This window comes from Thermoflexus sp. (assembly GCF_042408365.1).
Classification (GTDB): domain Bacteria; phylum Chloroflexota; class Anaerolineae; order Thermoflexales; family Thermoflexaceae; genus Thermoflexus.
In genome coordinates this window covers 1-18,601 of the sequence record NZ_JBHOQJ010000050.1, presented here as the reverse complement: position 1 = coordinate 18,601, position 18,601 = coordinate 1, and the positions used below count along the sequence as shown (strand labels likewise).

14 protein-coding genes are annotated in these 18,601 nt (G+C 64.6%); 10 read left to right on the top strand and 4 right to left on the bottom strand.

The window, feature by feature from the left end; all coding sequences use genetic code 11:
- Positions 1-411 precede the first annotated feature (411 nt).
- Positions 412-1,065 (top strand): class II aldolase/adducin family protein, encoded by a 654-nt coding sequence (locus ACFMO5_RS02360; RefSeq protein WP_376791171.1) that lies wholly within the window; start codon positions 412-414, stop codon positions 1,063-1,065.
- A 384-nt stretch (positions 1,066-1,449) separates the two neighbouring features.
- Here the strand turns inward: ACFMO5_RS02360 and ACFMO5_RS02355 are convergent, their stop codons facing one another.
- Positions 1,450-1,944, bottom strand: coding sequence for a hypothetical protein (locus ACFMO5_RS02355; RefSeq protein ID WP_376791170.1), 495 nt, complete (start codon positions 1,942-1,944; stop codon positions 1,450-1,452).
- A 663-nt stretch (positions 1,945-2,607) separates the two neighbouring features.
- Between ACFMO5_RS02355 and ACFMO5_RS02350 the strand changes: the two genes are divergently transcribed.
- Positions 2,608-4,803 (top strand): ArnT family glycosyltransferase, encoded by a 2,196-nt coding sequence (locus ACFMO5_RS02350; RefSeq protein WP_376791169.1) that lies wholly within the window; start codon positions 2,608-2,610, stop codon positions 4,801-4,803.
- A gap of 16 nt (positions 4,804-4,819) precedes the next feature.
- Here ACFMO5_RS02350 and ACFMO5_RS02345 read toward each other — a convergent pair whose 3' ends face one another.
- Positions 4,820-6,553, bottom strand: a complete 1,734-nt coding sequence (locus ACFMO5_RS02345; RefSeq protein WP_376791168.1) for a glycosyltransferase family 39 protein — start codon at positions 6,551-6,553, stop codon at positions 4,820-4,822.
- Between the two features lie 342 nt (positions 6,554-6,895).
- On the opposite strand from ACFMO5_RS02345, the gene ACFMO5_RS02340 reads away from it, so the two are divergent.
- The 4 genes from ACFMO5_RS02340 (at position 6,896) to ACFMO5_RS02325 (ending at position 10,892) form a co-directional block, all read left to right on the top strand.
- Positions 6,896-7,558 carry a hypothetical protein gene (locus tag ACFMO5_RS02340; protein WP_376791167.1) on the top strand — a complete coding sequence of 221 codons (663 nt, stop codon included), beginning with the start codon at positions 6,896-6,898 and terminating at the stop codon, positions 7,556-7,558.
- Positions 7,559-7,665: 107 nt separating this feature from the next.
- Positions 7,666-9,555: a heavy metal translocating P-type ATPase gene (locus tag ACFMO5_RS02335; protein WP_376791166.1), complete on the top strand. Its 1,890-nt coding sequence runs from the start codon at positions 7,666-7,668 to the stop codon at positions 9,553-9,555.
- Between the two features lie 11 nt (positions 9,556-9,566).
- Positions 9,567-10,577 carry a tyrosine-type recombinase/integrase gene (locus ACFMO5_RS02330; RefSeq protein ID WP_376791165.1) on the top strand — a complete coding sequence of 337 codons (1,011 nt, stop codon included), beginning with the start codon at positions 9,567-9,569 and terminating at the stop codon, positions 10,575-10,577.
- 99 nt (positions 10,578-10,676) lie between these two features.
- Positions 10,677-10,892: a hypothetical protein gene (locus ACFMO5_RS02325; RefSeq protein ID WP_376791164.1), complete on the top strand. Its 216-nt coding sequence runs from the start codon at positions 10,677-10,679 to the stop codon at positions 10,890-10,892.
- A 75-nt stretch (positions 10,893-10,967) separates the two neighbouring features.
- Here ACFMO5_RS02325 and ACFMO5_RS02320 read toward each other — a convergent pair whose 3' ends face one another.
- Complete coding sequence (locus tag ACFMO5_RS02320) at positions 10,968-12,674, bottom strand: ABC1 kinase family protein (RefSeq protein WP_376791163.1); 1,707 nt, start codon at positions 12,672-12,674, stop codon at positions 10,968-10,970.
- A 294-nt stretch (positions 12,675-12,968) separates the two neighbouring features.
- Here ACFMO5_RS02320 and ACFMO5_RS02315 point away from each other — a divergent pair, with 294 nt between their 5' ends.
- From ACFMO5_RS02315 to ACFMO5_RS02300, 4 genes are all read left to right on the top strand, one after another.
- Positions 12,969-14,177 carry a class I SAM-dependent rRNA methyltransferase gene (locus ACFMO5_RS02315; protein WP_376791162.1) on the top strand — a complete coding sequence of 403 codons (1,209 nt, stop codon included), beginning with the start codon at positions 12,969-12,971 and terminating at the stop codon, positions 14,175-14,177.
- 255 nt (positions 14,178-14,432) lie between these two features.
- On the top strand, positions 14,433-15,683 hold the full coding sequence (locus tag ACFMO5_RS02310) for an autotransporter (RefSeq protein WP_376791161.1): 1,251 nt from the start codon (positions 14,433-14,435) through the stop codon (positions 15,681-15,683).
- A 157-nt stretch (positions 15,684-15,840) separates the two neighbouring features.
- Positions 15,841-16,401, top strand: a complete 561-nt coding sequence (locus ACFMO5_RS02305; RefSeq protein WP_376791160.1) for a Uma2 family endonuclease — start codon at positions 15,841-15,843, stop codon at positions 16,399-16,401.
- Between the two features lie 12 nt (positions 16,402-16,413).
- Positions 16,414-16,974: a Uma2 family endonuclease gene (locus ACFMO5_RS02300; protein ID WP_376791159.1), complete on the top strand. Its 561-nt coding sequence runs from the start codon at positions 16,414-16,416 to the stop codon at positions 16,972-16,974.
- Between the two features lie 50 nt (positions 16,975-17,024).
- Here the strand turns inward: ACFMO5_RS02300 and ACFMO5_RS02295 are convergent, their stop codons facing one another.
- Positions 17,025-18,281 (bottom strand): cysteine desulfurase-like protein, encoded by a 1,257-nt coding sequence (locus ACFMO5_RS02295; protein ID WP_376791158.1) that lies wholly within the window; start codon positions 18,279-18,281, stop codon positions 17,025-17,027.
- Positions 18,282-18,601: the final 320 nt, after the last annotated feature.

Genomic DNA, 18,601 nt, shown 5'->3' with positions numbered 1-18,601 from the left:
GGGCCGCCGAAGGCGGCCCCACCCACCCTAAAATCCTCTCTACGGGCTCTCGGCGTTTCGAATTCACAACAAAGGCTTACAAACAACAGTGGTGATCATTCGAACCCGCAGCGACGAGCGCTCGATTCGTGGAATTTCTGTGAAAGGTGGGCCGCGTAAGCGGCCGCCCCTTACAGAAAAAATTTCAATTTCATTTTTGCAATAAAGTAGTCTTACTTCAATTGTAAGACCATGCGCCCAAATGTCAAATAAGCAGCGATTCCGTTCCTGACCCAGCCCTGAAACCCCTAAATCCTAAATTGAAAGCAACGGAGCCGAGCCATGCCAAAGGCGCAGCGCGGCCACTTGGGTTATATTAAGGAATCAAGCACGAAAGCGCTCAGCTGTAAGTCCAATGGGAGCATCGGATCCATGCGGCGGTTTCGTTGGAGTTTACGGGAACAACGGTTACGCGAAGCGCTGGTGGAAATCGGCGCTCGTCTGTATGCTCGAGGACTGGTCTCGGCGAACGACGGCAATCTTTCGATTCGCCTGGATGCCGATCGAATCCTGATCACGCCTCGAGGCAAGAACAAAGGGCGGTTGCGGCCGGAGGACATGGTGGTGCTAGATATGGCGGGGCATGTGCTCCAGTTCGGATCGGGTAGGGCGGAGCCCTCCTCAGAATGGCCCATGCACATCGAGGCTTATCGTCAGCGCTCGGATATCGAGGCAGTTTTGCATGCGCATCCTCCCTTCACCGTAGCCCTCACGGTGGCCGGTGTGCCGTTTCCCTCGGAGGTTCTGCCCGAAGTGGTGATGACCGTGGGGAAAGTTCCGACTGCCCGGCTGGCGCTGCCCAGTTCAGAGGATGACGCTTTGGCGATTCGCGATTGGATTCGAGATCATCAAGCGGTGCTGCTTCCTCATCATGGGGTCGTCACCGTAGGGCAAACTCTGGAAGAAGCCTGGGTGATTCTGGAGCGAATCGAGTATACGGCCAAGGTCTACCTGTTGAGCCGGATGCTTGGAGAAGCCCGGCCCTTGCCCCCGGAGTTCCTGGCTGCACTGAGCACCACTGGATAGAGTGGAATTCCATGATGGGCGGGCCGTATACGCGGCCCGCTTTCGCCCTTTGAGGGATCAATCGGTCCGGCGGAGCTGCTTGAGGATTTCCAGCAACTGCATCAAGCTCTTTCGGGCTATTTCAATGCGGGTGGGAGACGGGCGAACCGAAGGATTCTGCGCCTTGAAAGAGCAACTATTTGATTGGTATAAGGTATGTTAAACAAACCAAATTGCTCGTTCGCGTTCACCCCCGCCTTGCGGCGGGGTGCCCCTCCCCACCCCACGGCCGATGAGGGCCCATCCCAGCCCCCGCGATCCCGAACGGCCGCCCAATGGATATGAAGTCTCCAAAGGCGGTAAGAATTTCAGCCACCGCATGTCCAGGTGTCCTCGATCCCCCCATCACCCTACCCCCGCAGCGGCCTTTAGATCCTGCCATAACGCCGCCACGTCTGATCCCAGGCGCTCCGCCCAACGGTCCACGTATTCAAAGTCAAAGTGGGCCGTCCACTCGGGCTCCTCGTTCAGGCGCACGGCGACTAGGATATCCCGGATATCCTGCTCGTGTTTGAAGAATCGGCCCTCACGCCATATGCCATCAGCTTGCCCACGATCACATCCTCCGGGCGAGCAAACCACGATATTGAACATGATTCCCAATCGAATAGATTCCTGCATCTGATGGGGATCCGCGTAGAACCGAGGAGGAGGATATGCCGCTGCTAACGCTTCCACTTGCTCTTCGTTAAGCTCCACAACGATATCTACGTCGGCGGTTAAGCGGGTCATTCCGTAGGACATTCCAGCGAACGCCCCGATGACTACATAGGGGATGTTCAATCGCTCCAACGTCTGAAGGATATCCACATACAACTCGAGGAACGATTCACTCGCCATGCTGAAGCCTCTGAAACATCAACATGGTGAGCGCATAGTCGGAGAGCTCCGGATAGGCTCGTCGCAGCGGTATCCAGCCAAAGCGCTTGGAGCTCCAGCAGGGTCTGGAGACGGCGAGCCGGCGGCAGGCGCATCAGCAAGCGGATTTGGGCCTCATCTGCAGGCCCCAGGCGTTTCATCCTTTCCCCGCAGGTCATAGCATCCCCTCCCCGATTCATCCGAGTCCCTTCTCCATCTCTTCCAGCAAGGCCCGGCGCTTTATATGGCTCTGACTAGCTTCCTTGGCATGTCGACCGCAGCACGTTTTTTTCTTCGCCTTCGGCGCGCGGCTCCGCCCCGAAAGCCCTCAGGCGAAAACCAACTGCGTAATTCCTAACATCCATTAAACATCGATTGGACCCGAACGGGAAATACCGCCGCTTGCTCTTGGAGATTTTCCCACCGTGCGGGCGAAGCCCCAGGGCTTTTCGGTAATTCGTTCGGGCCCATCGCCCCCGGAGCGCCGGACGCCCATCGGCCGTCCAGGTTAAAATAGCCCCCGAAGCGGGCCAACCGCAGCCACCACATATCCTGGGCGCGCCTTCCCCTACCCTCCCCCACGTCTCTAAGGCGCCCTGAGGGAAGAGGAGCAGCGCCCTTTCATCGCCAAAGGGTGGAGAAACCATGAGAACTCGTTTCACGATTCTATTGCTCCTTTTCGGGATCCTCGCCGCGTTGCACAGCAGCCTGAACCCTCTGTTTGAATCCCCCGACGAGTTTTGGCACATTGGGATGGCCGTCCACCTGGCCCAAGGGGGCGGCCTCCCGATCCAACAGCCCGGCGTGCAAACGATGTGGCGCCAGGAGGGCAGCCAGCCCCCGCTTTACTACGGATGGTTGGCATGGCTCACGCGCCTCTTCCGGTGGGACCTCTCAGATTTCGAACGAATCTATCTTCCAAATCCCCATGCCCACCCGGGGAATGCCGCCCTGATCTCCAACCGCAACCAAACCCTCCACGGCCCCTGGGAAGCCTTCCCGTGGCGGGGCAGTGTTTTAACCCTGCACCTCTGGCGGGGGGTCTCCGTCTTGCTGGCCGCGGCTGGTGTTGCCTTCACCGTCGGGTGGATCCGGCTGCTGCTCCCCCGATGCCCCCGCTGGGCAATGGGCGCGGGGTTGCTGATGGCCCTAAACCCCATGTTCCTTTTTATTTCCGGATCTGTGAACAACGACGTGGCGGTGAACAGCCTGGCCCCGATGGTCCTGTATCTCATTGCCCGGATCTGGAGGCTGGGGCTCCGCTGGAAGGATGCGATCATGTTGGGCGTGGGATTGGGCGCGGCGGCGCTGGCCAAGCTGAGCGGGTTGCTCCTATGGCCTCTGGCAGGGGCCGCGCTGTTGATCCGCATCCTCCGCGGGCGCCACGCTCGATCGCAATGGGGGGCCCTTCCCGTCCCCTTCGCGATCGCTGCCCTCATCAGCGGCTGGTGGTTCCTCCGCAACTGGCAGCTCTATGGGGATCCCACCGGGCTGTCGATGATGTTGGCGATCGTTGGACGGCGCTCGGCGACCGTGGAAGACCTGCTCCGAGAGTGGGAGGGGTTTCGGCGCTCCTTCTGGGGGGTGTTCGGAGGAATGAACGTGGTCATGCCCTCCTGGATCTACACCGCGTTGGATCTCTGGGCCTCCCTGGCCGGCCTGGGGTTCCTCGCCTTTCTCCTCTTCTCCCCTGCGATGCGGCGCCCGGAGAATCGATGGATCTGGGCTGGCCTTCTGGGATATATCGCCCTGGTGTTCGCTGGGGTGGTCCGGTGGACCTCCATGACCATGGCCTCCCAGGGACGGCTGATGTTCACCGCCCTGGGCCCTCTGGCACTGGGCCTTTGGATCGGATGGGAATATTGGACCCGCCGGATCCCCTTGCGCAGCCTCCGCTGGCTAGCGTGGGCCTCCCCGCCGGCCTTCCTGGGGACGCTGGCGCTGATGGCTCCTGTCCTATGGATTGCCCCGGCCTACCAGCCGCTGCCTGCCCCCAAGCCGGAGGAGCTCGCCGCCCTCCCCCTGCGCCCCGATGCGGTCTTCGGGGGAAAGATCCGTTTGATCGGCCTGGAGGCCGGCCCGCATCGTCTGCAACCGGGAGAGGCCATGGATGTGTGGCTTTACTTTGAAGCGCTGGGACCAACCGAGGAGGACCGGAGTCTCTTCGTCCATCTCCTGGACGATCTCGACATCATCATCGCCCAGCACGATGGCTACCCGCTTCAAGGGTTAAGCAGCACACGGTTGCTTCGAGAGGGCCAGCAGTGGAAGGAACACGTACGCCTCCAGATCCCCCGCGGGGCTGTGGCGCCCGCCTCGCTGGCGCTGGCCATCGGCTTTTATGATCTCCGAACCGGGCAACGGTTCCCCGCCGAACAGGGAGGGAGGCTGGTAGGCGATCACATCCGCCTCCCTGTCGGTCGCCTGGAGCCGGGGCGTGGCGAGGTCCCCAATCCGATCGGATATCGCTTCGGTGGGGCGATCGAGCTAGCTGGCTTCGAGATCCGGAACCGCCAGGCCCGCCCCGGCGAGGCCATCACCCTGACCCTCTACTGGCGCGCTCTCAAAAAGGTGAACACGGATCTCACGGTCTTCACCCACGTCCTCCAGCCTCCCCAAACCCTGTGGGGGCAGCACGACAAGCCGCCCGATCCCCCCACCTCCCGTTGGGAGATCGGTCGGATCTACCAGGAGCGCTACACACTGGCCCTGAAACCCGATACGCCCCCCGGCTTCTACGAGATCGAGGTAGGCCTTTATCGGCCAGACACCGGGGAGCGTCTGCGTGGGGAGGATGGGCAGGACCGAGTGCTCTTGAGTCGGGTCCGCGTGTTGCCGTGAACCCCATCGGCGAGGGTCACGGTTCGGATAGGCCCTCGAGGTCCACCACACCGATGGGGATGGCGTCCGGCCCCCCGGCCTGGAAGCGCGTGCCATCCGGGGCGAAGGCCGGGAGGCGCTCGCCGGTCTCATAACGATATAACCCGACCGTGAGACGAACGACAGGAACTTTCAGGTCGGCGGGCAACTGGATGCGGTGGATCTCCTCAAAGGGGCGCTCGGGGGCCCAGAGCATCGTGGGATAGTGCCCATAGAACGGGTAAGTGTCTTCTTGGGCCAGGATGCGAGGTTGCTGGGGGTCCAGGGCATGGACGAAGACGGCATAGTTGCCGGCGACCGGCCGGCGCGCCTCCCACGTCAGACGGATGGTGATCACGTCCCCGGGCCGGGCGCGGGCGGGCTCAATGTGGGCCCGATGGAGGACGATTCCGTCATCGATCCAAGCGATCGGCGCGGCGGCGCGCGTTGCGGGCCGTGGAACGTAAATCGGCAGAACTCCATGGAGAATGACGAGGACGCTGACGGTGTACATTGTCAACATCGCCCCCGCGATCGCCCGCGAGCGCCAAGGACCACGCCCCCACCCTTCCCACCCGGCCGCCCAAAGCCAAAACCACGAACCCCCAGCGGTCCCGAGATATCGAGGGCCGCCGACAATATAACGCAGGCTGAGCAGGACCGAGGCTGCGAGGAGCGCCCCGGAATGAAGGGCGAGCATCCCGGCCACGAAAGGAGTTTCCCGGCGAAGGATGCGGATCCCCCATCCGAGCATCCCCGCCAGCAGGCTGATTCCCAGCACCCCATACAGCCATTCCCCTTGGCCCGGTTTGATAAGCGCGCCCTTGAGGAAATCGAGGAACTCCATACGGATCCAAAATAAGAGCGCGACGGGTTGGCCCCGCGCAATCAGCCCGACGCGGGCCAGGGGGTCCCCATAAAGAGCGAGGTTACGTAGAAAGAGCACGGATACCAACGCGAGGGCGATCCCGGACCACGCCGCGCCGGATCGGCTCCAAAGCCACTGGGCAGATCGCGGGGATCTCGCGATGAGAAGCGCCATCGGGATCAACAGAAAGATGGCTTCCATCCGCGTGTAGAAGCTTAAAACCAACAGGATCAACGTCCGGGCCCATCGGATCCGGGAATGCCCTCCCCGCCAGATCCAGGCCATCTCGCTCAGGACCAAGGCGTTGAGCGGCGTGAACAACGCAATGTTGCTGATCCCCGTTTGGTAAAAGAGCAATGAGGGGAGCGTGGCCGCCACCAGCGCCGCCAGGGCGGCGCCCTCCCGGCTCAACCAGGCACGCCCGCCCTGATAGAGGCCGCACACGGTGAGGACACCCAGCAGCCAGGACCAAATCCGCCCCGCCATCAACGGGGCTGTCCCTTGAGGAAAGTGCAAACACGGCGTGGTGTTCCCTCGAGGGGCGCCGACGAGGAAAAACGGGTTCGCCACCACCCAATCCTCCGGCCACCCTATCGGGCTGGGCCAGAGGACCAGCGCGCTGAGCCAATAATACAGCGGGGGTTGGAACCGCTCATCCAGCGGACACGGCGCTTTCGGGTGCGGGTCCATCACGGGCCACAAACGGCCACGGAGAACATCCGCGATGTAAACCAGATGGGCAATCTCATCCGGCTTGGCCGGCACCATAACGAACCGCCAATGGAACCACCCCAGCAGCAAATAGACCAAGATGATGGCGGAGCAAATCGTCGTATCGCGCCACAGGCGGTCATGCGGTCTCACACCTTAGACCTCCAATCCAGCGTGAGCTCCACGCCTCCAATTATGACACAGCTTCGAGGACTCTCCATCGATGGCTTTGAATAGGACCGGCTCGGCTACAAAGTGAAAGAGCGAAAGGCGGAGGAGGTCGGGATCGTGGGAGTTGGAAGCCGTGCTTTTTAAAGGTCTAACAAGGAGGTACAGGGCTTTTCAGAGTTCTAACATTCTGGGGTCATCCCATTCCTCACGGTTATGCCGTCTTTGTTAGAACTTTGAGAATCCCGGAGGGAGGTAAGATATGGACAAAACTGTGGAAGAGAAGATAGAAAAGGATCTAGAAGAGCGTTAGAAAGGAGGGGCGGGATGAGGATCCTCCGGTGGATCGGCGTCATCTTGTTCGGGCTCACTGGATGCGTTTTGGCTTTCCTAAGCGTTGGGGGGGCTTTCGCAACTTTACAGCAAAGGTACGAGGCCTGGTGGGGTTTCCTCCTTCTCGGGCTTCCCCTGGCGGCCGTCCTCCTGGGAACGGCGTGGGCGCTGGGGACCGGACAGCGGGTTCGCCCGGTGGTGGGAACGCTTCTAGCCATCGCCGCGCTGGTCTACACGCTCGCTTTGGCCGGGATCACGATCGCGGCCAGCACCGCGGTGGCGCGCGCTCGTGATCTGTTTGCAGGGCTCGCTTTCGTTCCGGTAGCGATGTTCTGGCCCGCGCCGGTTCTCCTCACCGTGCTGGCTGGGGCGCTGCTGTGGAAGCAAGGGGTGCGTCTGGCCCCTTATCTGTTCGCTGGCATCGCCCTGGGCTGGCTGACGGGATGGGCAGGCCTTTGGGTGGTGTTGTTGGGGAGCGCGAGTCCCTCACGTCCCATCGACCGCTTGGGCCGCGTAGCCGAGCCGAGCTTGTGGGAGTCATGGACATATCGCCTGGGGCTGTTAATGCATCCTGAAGCATGGCCTGTCCACCTCTTCTTCCTTCTACCGGCGGCTCTCGCGCTCGGGTTGGGTGTGCTGGGATCGAGGCGCCGTTGAAGCTTGAGAGCTTCCCATCATTTCACTGCCCCGAGACCAATCCGGGTTAAAATAGGGCGCTGAGACCGAGAGGTCGCCGCGGAACGCAGCAATCCGGGAGGCGAAGGATGGAAACCGTGGAAACCTTCGAGGGCCGATGGTACACCTACCCTCCGCTGCGCAACGCCCTCGCCGCCGGGCTGCTCACCGGCCTAGCCTTCGGCCTGGCCCATTTGGGGTGGATCCCGCCCCTCATCGAGATCGCGATGTACGCCCTCGCGATCCCCCTCGGCGCTTTTCATTGGGCCCGTGAGGGCCTGGAGAAGCTGGTCGAGCGGCGGGAGATCGATATCGAGCTGCTCATGCTGGCGGCCGCGCTCGGGGCCGCCGCCCTGGGCCTCTGGGATGAGGCCGCCGTTCTCGTCTTCCTTTACGGCACAGCCGAAGGATTGGAGGAGCTCGCCTACGCCCGCACCCGGGCCTCGATTCGGAAGCTGCTGGATCTGGCCCCGAAGGAGGCTCGGGTCCTGCGCGACGGCGTGGAGCAGGTCATCCCCGCCCACGCGCTCCAGGTCGGCGACCTCTTCATCGTCCGGCCCGGCGAGTCCATCCCCACCGACGGGATCGTCCTGGAAGGCCGCTCGATGGTGAACGAGGCCCCGGTGACCGGTGAATCGATCCCAGTGGAGAAGAAAGCCGGGATGCCGGTCTTTGCGGGGACGATCAATCAGGAAGGCATGCTGAAGGTGCGAGCCACGGCGTCCTTCGAGGACAACACCTTAGCTCGGATCATCCATCTGGTGGAGGAGGCCCAGGAGCAAAAAGGGCAGGCCCAACAGTTCATCGAGCGGTTCGGCCGGGTCTACTCCCCGCTGGTCCTCTTGAGCGCGGCGCTGATGGCCCTCCTCCCTCCCCTGCTGGGCGCGTCGCTCACCGATTGGGCCGCCCGGGCGGTCGTGTTGCTGGTCGCCGCCGCCCCCTGCGCGTTGGTGATGTCCACCCCGATCGCGATCGCCGCCGGCATCGGCCGGGCGGGGTTGAGCGGCGTGCTGATTAAGGGCGGCGTGCACCTGGAGAACCTGGGCCGCATCCGGGTGGTGGCTTTCGACAAGACCGGGACGCTGACGCGGGGGGAGCCGGAGGTCACCGAAGTGATCGCCATTCAGGGGGATGAAGAGGAAGTGCTCCGCCTGGCCTCCAGCGTGGAGCGGTATTCGGAGCATCCCCTGGCCCGGGCGATCGTGCGGAAAGCCGAGGAGCTCGGGATCGCCGGGCTGGAGGTCCGATCGTTCTCCGCCATCACCGGCTATGGTGCGATGGCCCGCGTGGGGGATCAAACCGTCTACGTGGGGAAGCCGGGCCTTTTCCGGAAGGCGGGGCTGGAGGTGGACGTGAAGGCCCTCCCGGAGGCGCTGCGCCACGATGGGAAAACCCTGGTGCTGGTGGGGACGGAGGCGGGGTTGAAGGGAGTGATCGCCGTTCGGGATGTGGTCCGCCCCCAAGCCCGCGAGGCGATCCGCGAGTTGCATCGGATGGGGGTGCGGGTGGTGATGCTCACGGGGGATCGAGAGGCGACGGCGCGGGCCATCGCGGCGGAGCTGGGCATTGACGAGGTGAAAGCGGATCTGAGGCCGGAAGACAAGGTGAAGGCGATCCGGGAGCTGGAGGAGCGATATGGGCCGGTGGCGATGGTCGGGGATGGGATCAACGACGCGCCGGCGCTCGCCCAGGCGACGGTGGGGATGGCGATGGGGGCGATCGGCACCGACGCGGCCATCGAGGCCGCCGACGTGGCCCTGATGGCCGACGATCTACGGCAGGTCGCCTTCGCCATCCGGTTGGGGAAGAAGGCCCGACGGATCAGCGCCCAGAACATCGCCTTCTCCCTGATGGTCCTGGCTGTCCTGATCCCCCTGGCCCTCACCGGATCCCTCCGCGTGGCCTTGGCCGTCCTCGCCCACGAGGTCTCCGAGCTCCTGGCGGTGGCGAACGGGCTTCGGATGGCCCGGATTCGATAGGGAGAACGCGAATGGAAGAGCCGATCCGTTTGCGCAGCGCGGTCCTCGCTTTCCTGGAGGTCCTGGCCGTCCGTTACGGCCGGCGCCCCCGCACGGTCCGGACCTATCGCACCGCGCTCCAGCGGTTCCTGGAATACCTCTCCGCCCTGGATCTGGACCCGAACGCCCGGACGGTATCGGATCTGGATCCGGAGATCGTGCGGGACTTCATCACCTACTTGGAGGACCGTTACCGGCGGGAAGGCCGGACGCTGCCGGCCGCGACCCGCCAGACGTATCTGGCGGCATTGGTCGGCTGGGTGAATTTCCTGCTGGATGAAGGGCTGTGGACCTTGCCGGCGGAAGCCGCCCGCCGGCTGGTGCGGGAGCTTCGGGCCCAGCGCGGACGTCCCTCCCCTCCCCTCCCCCGCCTGCCCCGGGAGGAGGTTTTGGAAGCGTTGCTCCAGGCCGCCCGCGCCCGCCCGCCCGCCCGGTCCCGCCGTCAGGAACTCATCCGCCTCCGGGACCTGGCGCTGCTGTTGGTGTTGCGCAGCAGCGGGATCCGGGTTGGAGAGCTGGTGATGCTGCGGCGAGGGGATTTCGATCCAGTCCAGAGGGTCCTCTGGGTACATCACGGAAAGGGCGGAAAGGAACGGCTGGCGTTCCTCGATGCGGCGGCCGTCCGCGCGCTGGAGGCTTATCTGCACGCACGCGATGCGGGCCTCCGGGGGAAGGCGGCCGATCATGCACCCCTGTTCGCCCGCCACGATAAAGGCGCGGGGAACCGGACGCTGCCCTTGACCCCGGAAGGGGTGCGGCGGGCTTTAACAACGCTGGCCCGGGAAGCCGGGTTGGAGGAGGTCCTCACACCCCACCAGTTCCGCCACTACTTCGCCACCCGGGTGCTGGAGGCCACCGGGGATCTGGCGGCGGTGCAGGACTTATTAGGGCACGCCTCCCCGACCACCACCCGGCGCTATGCCCGGGTCTCCCCCAAACGGCTCCGGGCGGTGCACCGCCAGGCGTTCGAGGAGCTCGGATGAGCCCTGCCCTGGTGCCACCGCTTCGTGGACTTGCCAAGCCGGCTTTTCCGGCACATCATGAGAGTAGAGCGATCGCTGCAGCTCGTGGGGAGGTCAGCGATGGCAGAGGCGCGGAAGCGTTGGCAAGAGGAGGCGCGGGCCCACGCCCGGATGGCCCGCCGGGAGTTCCAGGAGGCCCTGAAGGCCATGCTCCCCGAGCGGTTCTGGCAACACTGGAAGGCCGCCCGCCGGGAGGCGCTGCTCTCCGTGCGCGCGGTGCTGGATGGCTTGCTGGAGGAAGAGGAAACGCCTTCCACCAGCGTGGGGCGCTCGTAAGTTCAAAGCGGATCTTCGCCGGAAAGGGCGCGGATCCAACGGGCGCCCCTTATGCTTCATTCGCCCTCAAACCCTTCACCACGCTTCTAAGTCGGGCCCCGGGCCGGTTCGCCGTTGGGCGAATTTTCTCGCGCCGTAAGCCCGGCGCGGCCACGGACGCAGCCCCCAGAGCATCCAGAGCCCGGCGATCCCCCCTAGGATCCCAGCCAAGAGCTCTTGTCCGTTCGCCCACAGAAAGAGGGCGAGGATCCACCAGACCACCCCGGTGATCTGCCACACCAGCCGTTGGAACCCCTCGGCGATTAGGATCATCGTCTCCTGAGCCTCCGGGAAGGCAACCTGCCATCGGATCTCCCCCGCCAGGGAGCGCGCGAGGAAGCGCTCGAGGTCCAGGGGGATCCGCACCAGATGGCGCAGGACCTCCAAGGCGAGTTCGGAAAGCGCTGGCTGTTCCTCCTCCAGCAGGCGCCGGGCGAAGGGCTCGGCCTCCGCGAAGACGTTGAACCCCGGATCCAGGCGGGTGACCAAGCCGGCGAGGATCCCTAACGTTCGCCCGAGGAGCAGGAACTCCTGAGGGATCTGAAAGGGAAACCGGAGGAGGAGCTCCCGGAATTCCAGGAACAGCGCCTCCGCCTCCGCGAGGGACCATTTCCGCAATTCGGCCATCGAAAGGCCCCACACCCGGCCCAGCAGACGCTCCACGGCCCGGGTCAGCAGCTCCAGGTCCGCCTCGGGCAGCAGAAACCCCAACGCATCCATGGCCTGAACGATGCGGCGGGCGTCCCGGATCCCCAAGCCGATGGCCGCCTCCCGCAGCCAGCGGCGGGCCTCGGGGGAGATCCGCCCGACCATCCCGAAGTCCACAAAGGTCAGGCGGAAGGGGCGCTCGCCGTCCGGGGATCCCGCCCCCTCCATCGGCTCCACAAAAAGGTTGCCCGGATGGGGATCCGCATGGAAGAAGCCATCGTAAAAGACCTGGCGCAGGTAAGCCTGATACAGCCGCCGGGCGACGGAGGCCCGCGAGATGCCCGCGCGCTCGATGGCGGCCAGATCCGTGATCTTGATGGCGGTGACGTCCTCGAGGACCAGCACGCGCCGCCGCGTGTGGGACCAGAACGGTCGGGGGATCCGGATGCCGGGGTCGTCCGCGAAGTTCCGGGCGAACTGTTCCGCGTGGCGGGCCTCGGCGATGTAGTCCAGCTCCATCGCCAGCGTCCGCGCGAACTCCTGCAGCAGGCGATCGAGCTGGACCCGTCGGCGCAGCGGCGGGTAGAGGGAAAGGATCCGGGCCACGACGGTCATGGCCGCCAGGTCCGCGGCGAGCAGCCGCTCGATCCCCGGCCGCTGCACCTTAACCATCACCGGGGTGCCGTCGGGCAGCGCGGCGCGATGCACCTGACCCAGCGAGGCCCCGGCGGTCGCGATGGGGTCGAAGGACCGAAAGGCGCCCTCCAGCGGCTCCCCCAGTTCGGATTCGATCAACGGCCGGATGCGCTCAAAGGGCTCAGCGGGCACTTCGTCCTGAAGCCGGGCGAGCTCCTCGGTGACGAAATCGGGCAAAAGGTCCACCCGGGCGCTCAGGAACTGGCCGAGCTTGATCAGGGCGCCCCCCAGCGCGGCCGCCAGATCCCGAAACGCGGCCGCCCAGGCCCGGTAACGCTGGGGCGCCGTGCGCCGAACCCGCTCCGGGCGGAAGCGACGGAGGATCAGCTCCCACACCAGGAGGTGGAGCAGCAACCGTAAAGCGAACCCCCACACCTTCAGGAAGCGGGTGTAGACCATGGCGCGCCTCAGCCTTGAGGGAACGTTCTCGATGGGGGGCGAGCCGCGTCAGCGGCCCCGGCCCCTCATCGAAACCCCACTTTGGAGCTCGTTGGGGGATCGGTGGCCCGGATCCCCCTTTCCCCTTCCCTCTCCCATCGCAGGCGGGCCGGACGTTACAATTGGATTCGCTGGCATCCAGCCCGCCGGACGCTCGCCCTTTCCCATTTTCGACGGAACGCCGATCATGGGGAATTGAAGGCTGACGGTGGGCGCAGGATCCTCAATGGGACTCCAGCGGAGGATCGAGGGGCTATGGGAATCGACCGAGACACGCCCCGCCTTTACCTGAAGCCCGGGCATGAGCGGCCGGTCCGCCGCCACCACCCGTGGGTCTTCTCCGGCGCTTTAGGGCGCCTGGAGGGGCCGGTGGAGGACGGCGGCCTGGTGGAGATCTATACCATGGCGGGGGAATGGCTGGCGCGGGGCTACCTGAACCGCCGCTCCCAGATCCTGGCCCGGTTGCTCACGTGGGATCCTGAGGAGGGGATCGATGCGGCCTTCTGGCGGCGCCGGCTGGAGCGGGCATGGGAGGCCCGTCGGGCGCTGCGCTTGGAGGAGCAGACGACCGCGTATCGGCTGGTCTTCGCGGAGAGCGACGGCCTCCCGGGCCTCATCGTCGATCGCTACAACGATTTCCTGATCCTCCAATCCTTGACGCTGGGGATCGAGCGATGGAAGCCCACATTGGTCCGCCTCCTGGAGGAGTTTTTCGGGCCCCGGGGGATTTACGAGCGCAGCGATGTAGACGTGCGGGAGAAGGAGGGCCTCCCCCCGCGCTGCGGCGTCCTGGCCGGCGAGGCGCCGCCCGATCGCGTGCTCATCCTCGAACACGGGCATCGCTTCTACGTCGACCTTCGACGCGGCCATAAGACCGGGTTCTACCTGGACCAGCGGGAGAACCGGCGTCGGGCGGCGGCCTACCTGTGGGGCGCCGAAGAAGTCCTGAACGCCTTCTCCTACACCGGGGCTTTCGCCGTTTACGCCCTGGCCGCGGGGGCCCGCCGCGTGGTCAACGTGGATACGTCGGCGGAGGCGCTGGCCTTGGCCGCAGAGAACATCCGGCTCAACGGCTTCGGGGCGGATCGCTTTGAGAACATCGAGGGCGATGCCTTCGAGGTGCTGCGGCAGCTCTATGCCGAGGGCCGTCGATTCGACGCGGTGATCCTCGATCCGCCCAAGTTCGCCTATGCCCAGGCGCACCTCCAGCGGGCGGCGCGGGGCTACAAGGACATCAACCTCCAGGCGCTGCGCCTGGTCCGCCCTGGCGGGGTGCTCATCACGTTCTCGTGCTCCGGCCTGGTGTCGCCGGAGCTCTTCCAAAAGATCGTGTTCGCCGCCGCCGAGGACGCCGGCCGGGAGGTCCAGATCCTGGAGAAACTCTCCCAGGCCCCCGATCACCCCATCCGCCTGACCTTCCCCGAATCCGAATACCTCAAAGGGCTGATCGGCCGGGTGTGGTGAGCGCCCCCTCCTGGCCCCGAGAAATCCCACGCAGGGCCCCGGGAAGGCTGCGAGGGACAAGGAGATCCCATCCACCGAACACGGCCGCCGTTTCGGCCAGCGCCACAGGGGGTCCCCCTCTCCAGCCGATGAAAACCGGCAACGGGGATTGACATGAATGGGGGTTCGAATATCATTGGGTGCATTCGCCCCGGGCTGGGCTGGAGGCGTGAGCGACGAGCTTGTCGGAGATACCCTCGTCAGGAGACATCGGACATGCATCGACAACGGTGGGGCCTTATGGCCGTGATCACGGTGAGCGCGCTGGTGTTCGGCGCGTGCAGCGGGTGGAACCCAACGGCTGGGACACCGATGGGCACACCGGGCACAGGGAGTGCAAGCAGCGGGCCGACATGTCCGGCGGGGACGGTATCGGCGACGCTCTCCGTTGGACCGGGGCAGCCCCTTGCGCCGCGACCGGAGCTGACCGCAGCGTTCTCGGGTTATGGGTATTTCGGCCAGCTTCCCTCAGGAACCCCCAACCCGCTCAACTATCCGGTGTTTGTAGCTCACACGTTCTCGAACATTCCGGGGGCAAGCTCCATCGTCGCGGCGTGGGTCATGGCATGGGTTCGCCCGATTATGGATAACGGAACGGATACTATCAGCATCGCCGATCCGTTGATTCCGAATCAGTTCGATCAGTCGTTTCCGATCCCGAACGCGGTCTCGCAACCATGGACGACTGCGAATTATCCGCAGTACGTACCGGTGGTGATGCAACTCGTGCCAGGGATTCTGACTCTAATCCATCAGTATGGATATCTCAATGTGGTGATCTATTCCCATGCGCAGGTCCAATCGATGGCCCTCACCGTCTGTATGGCTGTTCCGACGCCCACGGCGACGGCCACGAAGACGCCGGTTCCAACCGCCGGGCTCGCCACACCTCATGGACCGGCAACCCTGCAGGATGGCACCGCCGCGTCCACTCCTTCCCCAACGCCGACGATCATCAAAAAGCCGACGATCATCATCGGCTTGACGCCGAATCCGGTATCGACCTCGACGCCAACGGCCACGCCGACGAAGACACCGACCACCGCCCCAACGTCAACCGCTACACCGACGAAGACCCCCACAACCACCTCGACGCCGAGCGGTAGCTGCGACCTCGCGGTGGTGAAGCAGATGGACCCAACTGGACAGCCAGGCGTTTATCACGTCTCCATTGTGGTGCAGAACATCGGGAACGGTCCATGCCCGGCTGGGGCCCAAATGATGGATACGCCGCCATCCGGTATGAGCTTTAGCGGCCCACTGATCATTAACGAGTCGGGGGCGAGCGCGAATTGGTCATGCAGCGGAACCAGCTGCACCGCCGGAAACACCCTTCCACCCGGGTACTACGGTGTCTTCAGCTTCACAGCGACCGTCCAGCAGAAGCCGGTGACGAATTGCGCCCGACTCCTTTCCCCCGCCGACATCCACACGAGCAACAACACTGGATGCGTGACGGTTCAATGAAAGCTGGAGCGAACCCGGAATCCGCTTCTCGATCGACCGGCTCGCGGGAGGCCACCGGTTTTTCATGAGAGACATGCCGGATGATAATGATAAGGAGCCTGGTATCAGAGGGTGGCCGGTCTCGAGGACGAGTTCCCCGGGACGAAGGGAGGCGAGCATGCGCTCTGGGGTGATGACCCGGCGTTTCACGGTTGAGGAATACCATCGGATGCGGGAGGCGGGGATCCTCACCGAGGACGATCGCATCGAGCTCATCGAGGGGGAATTGGTGGAAATGAGCCCGATCAGCAGCCGGCACGCCGCCTGCGTGAAGCGCCTGGCCGTTCTCCTCTTTGAACGTGGGGGCCGCCGCTTCTTGGTGAGCGTTCAGGATCCAATCCATTTGGGCGAGCGTTCGGAGCCGGTGCCGGACGTGGCATTGTTGCGGCCGCGGGCGGATTTCTACGCCTCGGCCCACCCTGGCCCTGAGGACGTGTTCCTGGTGATCGAGGTGGCGGAGAGCTCCGGGGCCTATGATCGGGAGCGGAAACTCCCCCTCTATGGGCGCGCCGGCGTCCCGGAGACCTGGGTGGTGGACCTGGAGCGGGGGGAAGTAGTGGTGGGACGGGATCCTTCCCCGGAAGGCTATCGAACCGTTCGGACCGCCCGGCGGGGGGAGACCTTGACCCCCCTCGCCTTCCCTGACCTTCTCTTCGCTGTGGATGAAATCCTGGGGTGAGCGGAGGCTCGGATGAGTTTACAGGTGATGACCCGGCGTTTCACGGTTGAGGAATACCACCGGATGCGGGAGGCGGGGATCCTCACCGAGGACGATCGCATCGAGCTCATCGAGGGGGAAATCATCGAAATGCCGCCCATCAGCAGCATGCACGCAGGGTGTGTGGATCGGTTGGCCATGCGCTTGATGGAAGGCCTGCGCCGCCGTGCCATCGTGCGGGTTCAAAGCCCCATTCGTTTGGGGGGGCTTTCGGTGCCGGTGCCGGACGTGGCATTGTTGCGGCCGCGGGCGGATTTGTACGCAACGGCCCCCCCGGGCCCGGAGGACGTGTTCCTGGTGATCGAGGTGGCGGAGAGCTCCGGGGCCTATGATCGGGAGCGGAAACTCCCCCTCTACGGACGTGCCGGCGTCCCGGAGACCTGGGTGGTGGACCTGGAGCGGGGGGAAGTAGTGGTGGGACGGGATCCTTCCCCGGAAGGCTATCGAACCGTTCGGACCGCCCGGCGGGGGGAGACCTTGACCCCCCTCGCCTTCCCCGATCTTACCCTCCCCGTGGATGAAATCCTGGGATGAGCTCCGCCTCGGGCGTCGGCAACGAAACCGCCGACGCCCGAGGCGTTTCTTCAAGGCGCTGCGACGAGGCGGCCTAAGGCCTCGAGGAACCGATCGATCTCCTCCAGGGTGTTGTAATGCAGCGCCCCGACCCGGATCAATCCCCCCTGCCCTTCCAGGCCCAGGCGTTCAGTCACCCCCAGCGCGTAGAAATTCCCATCCCACACGTAGATCCCCTCTCGCCCCAGCCCTGCAGCGATCTCCCGCGGATGCCGTCCGCGGACCCGGAAGGAGACCGTGGGCACCCGCTCCGCCCATCGCGCCATGGTCCGGATCCCGTAGATAGTGACGCCGGGGATCTCCTCCAGCCCTTCCAACAGCCGGGCGCAGAGGGCTTGCTCGTGCGCTCGGATCCGCTCCATCGCCGCGCGGAGGGCGGCACGGCGGGAAGGATCGGTGGGGCTACCGAAACGCCGCCCGAGATCGGCCAGATAGTCCACCGCCGCGATCAGCCCGGCCAGCCCCTCATGGTTCTGGGTCCCGGTTTCGAAGGCCTCCGGCGGCCGATCCGGGGCCGGGCGCACTTTATACGGCCGGAGGGCCATCAGGCGATCTGCGCGGCCGTAGAGGAAGCCGATGTGGGGGCCGAAGAACTTATACGCGGAACAGACCAGGAAATCGCAGCCCAATTCCTGAACGTCGAGGAACAGATGGGGCGCGGCGTGCACCGCGTCCACGTAGACCCACGCGCCGACCGCGTGGGCCATCTCCACGATCCGGCGCACCGGATTCACGGTGCCCAGGGCGTTCGAAGCGTAGCCCACGGCCACCAAGCGGGTGCGCTCGGAGAGCGCCCGAGCGAACCCTTCTAGATCCAACGTGCCGTCCTCGGGATGGAAGTCGACCCAGCGGATGAGGGCCCCCCGTTCCTCCAGCGCCAGCCACGGCGCCACGTTCGCGTCGTGGTCGAGCCGGGTGACGACGATCTCATCCCCCGGCCGGATCATCCGCCCGATCGCCCGGCTGATTTGGAACGTGAGGGTGGTCATGTTGGGCCCGAAGACGATCTCCTCCGGGGCGGCGCCGATCAAATCCGCGGCGGCCTGCCGGGCCGCGGCGACGAGCGCATCGACCCGTTGGCTGGTGGGGAAGGCGCCGTGGGTGTTGGCGTTGGCCTCGATCATCGCCGTGGCCATCGCTTCGATCACCCGACGGGGAACTTGGGATCCTCCTGGTCCGTCCAGGAACACCGGCGGCCGTCCCGCCACCTCCCGCTCCAAGGCGAGGAACTCCGTTCGGATCTCCCAAACCCACTCCGCGGTGCGCATCGGTTTCTCCTAAAACAACGGGATACGGGACGCATACGATGCTTGAATTTTACACTCCAAGGCTTTTCAAAGTCAGTCCCCCGTCCCTCCCAAACTGATGTAGAACCCTAGAAACTCCTGTCTACACCTCGGATCACCTCCTCCGATGCAAGCGCTATGCTAAACTATCCGATAGGATTGTCTAACGATCGAGCGGCCTGACGAAGGAGATGGGCTAAGTGTAACGATTCAGCCCGGTTCCGTTTCGTTTTGGAGCTCTTGTAAAGAGGCGGAGGGGCCCCACCCCCTTTATTCCCCTCTCCACGGCCCAAAGGGCCGTG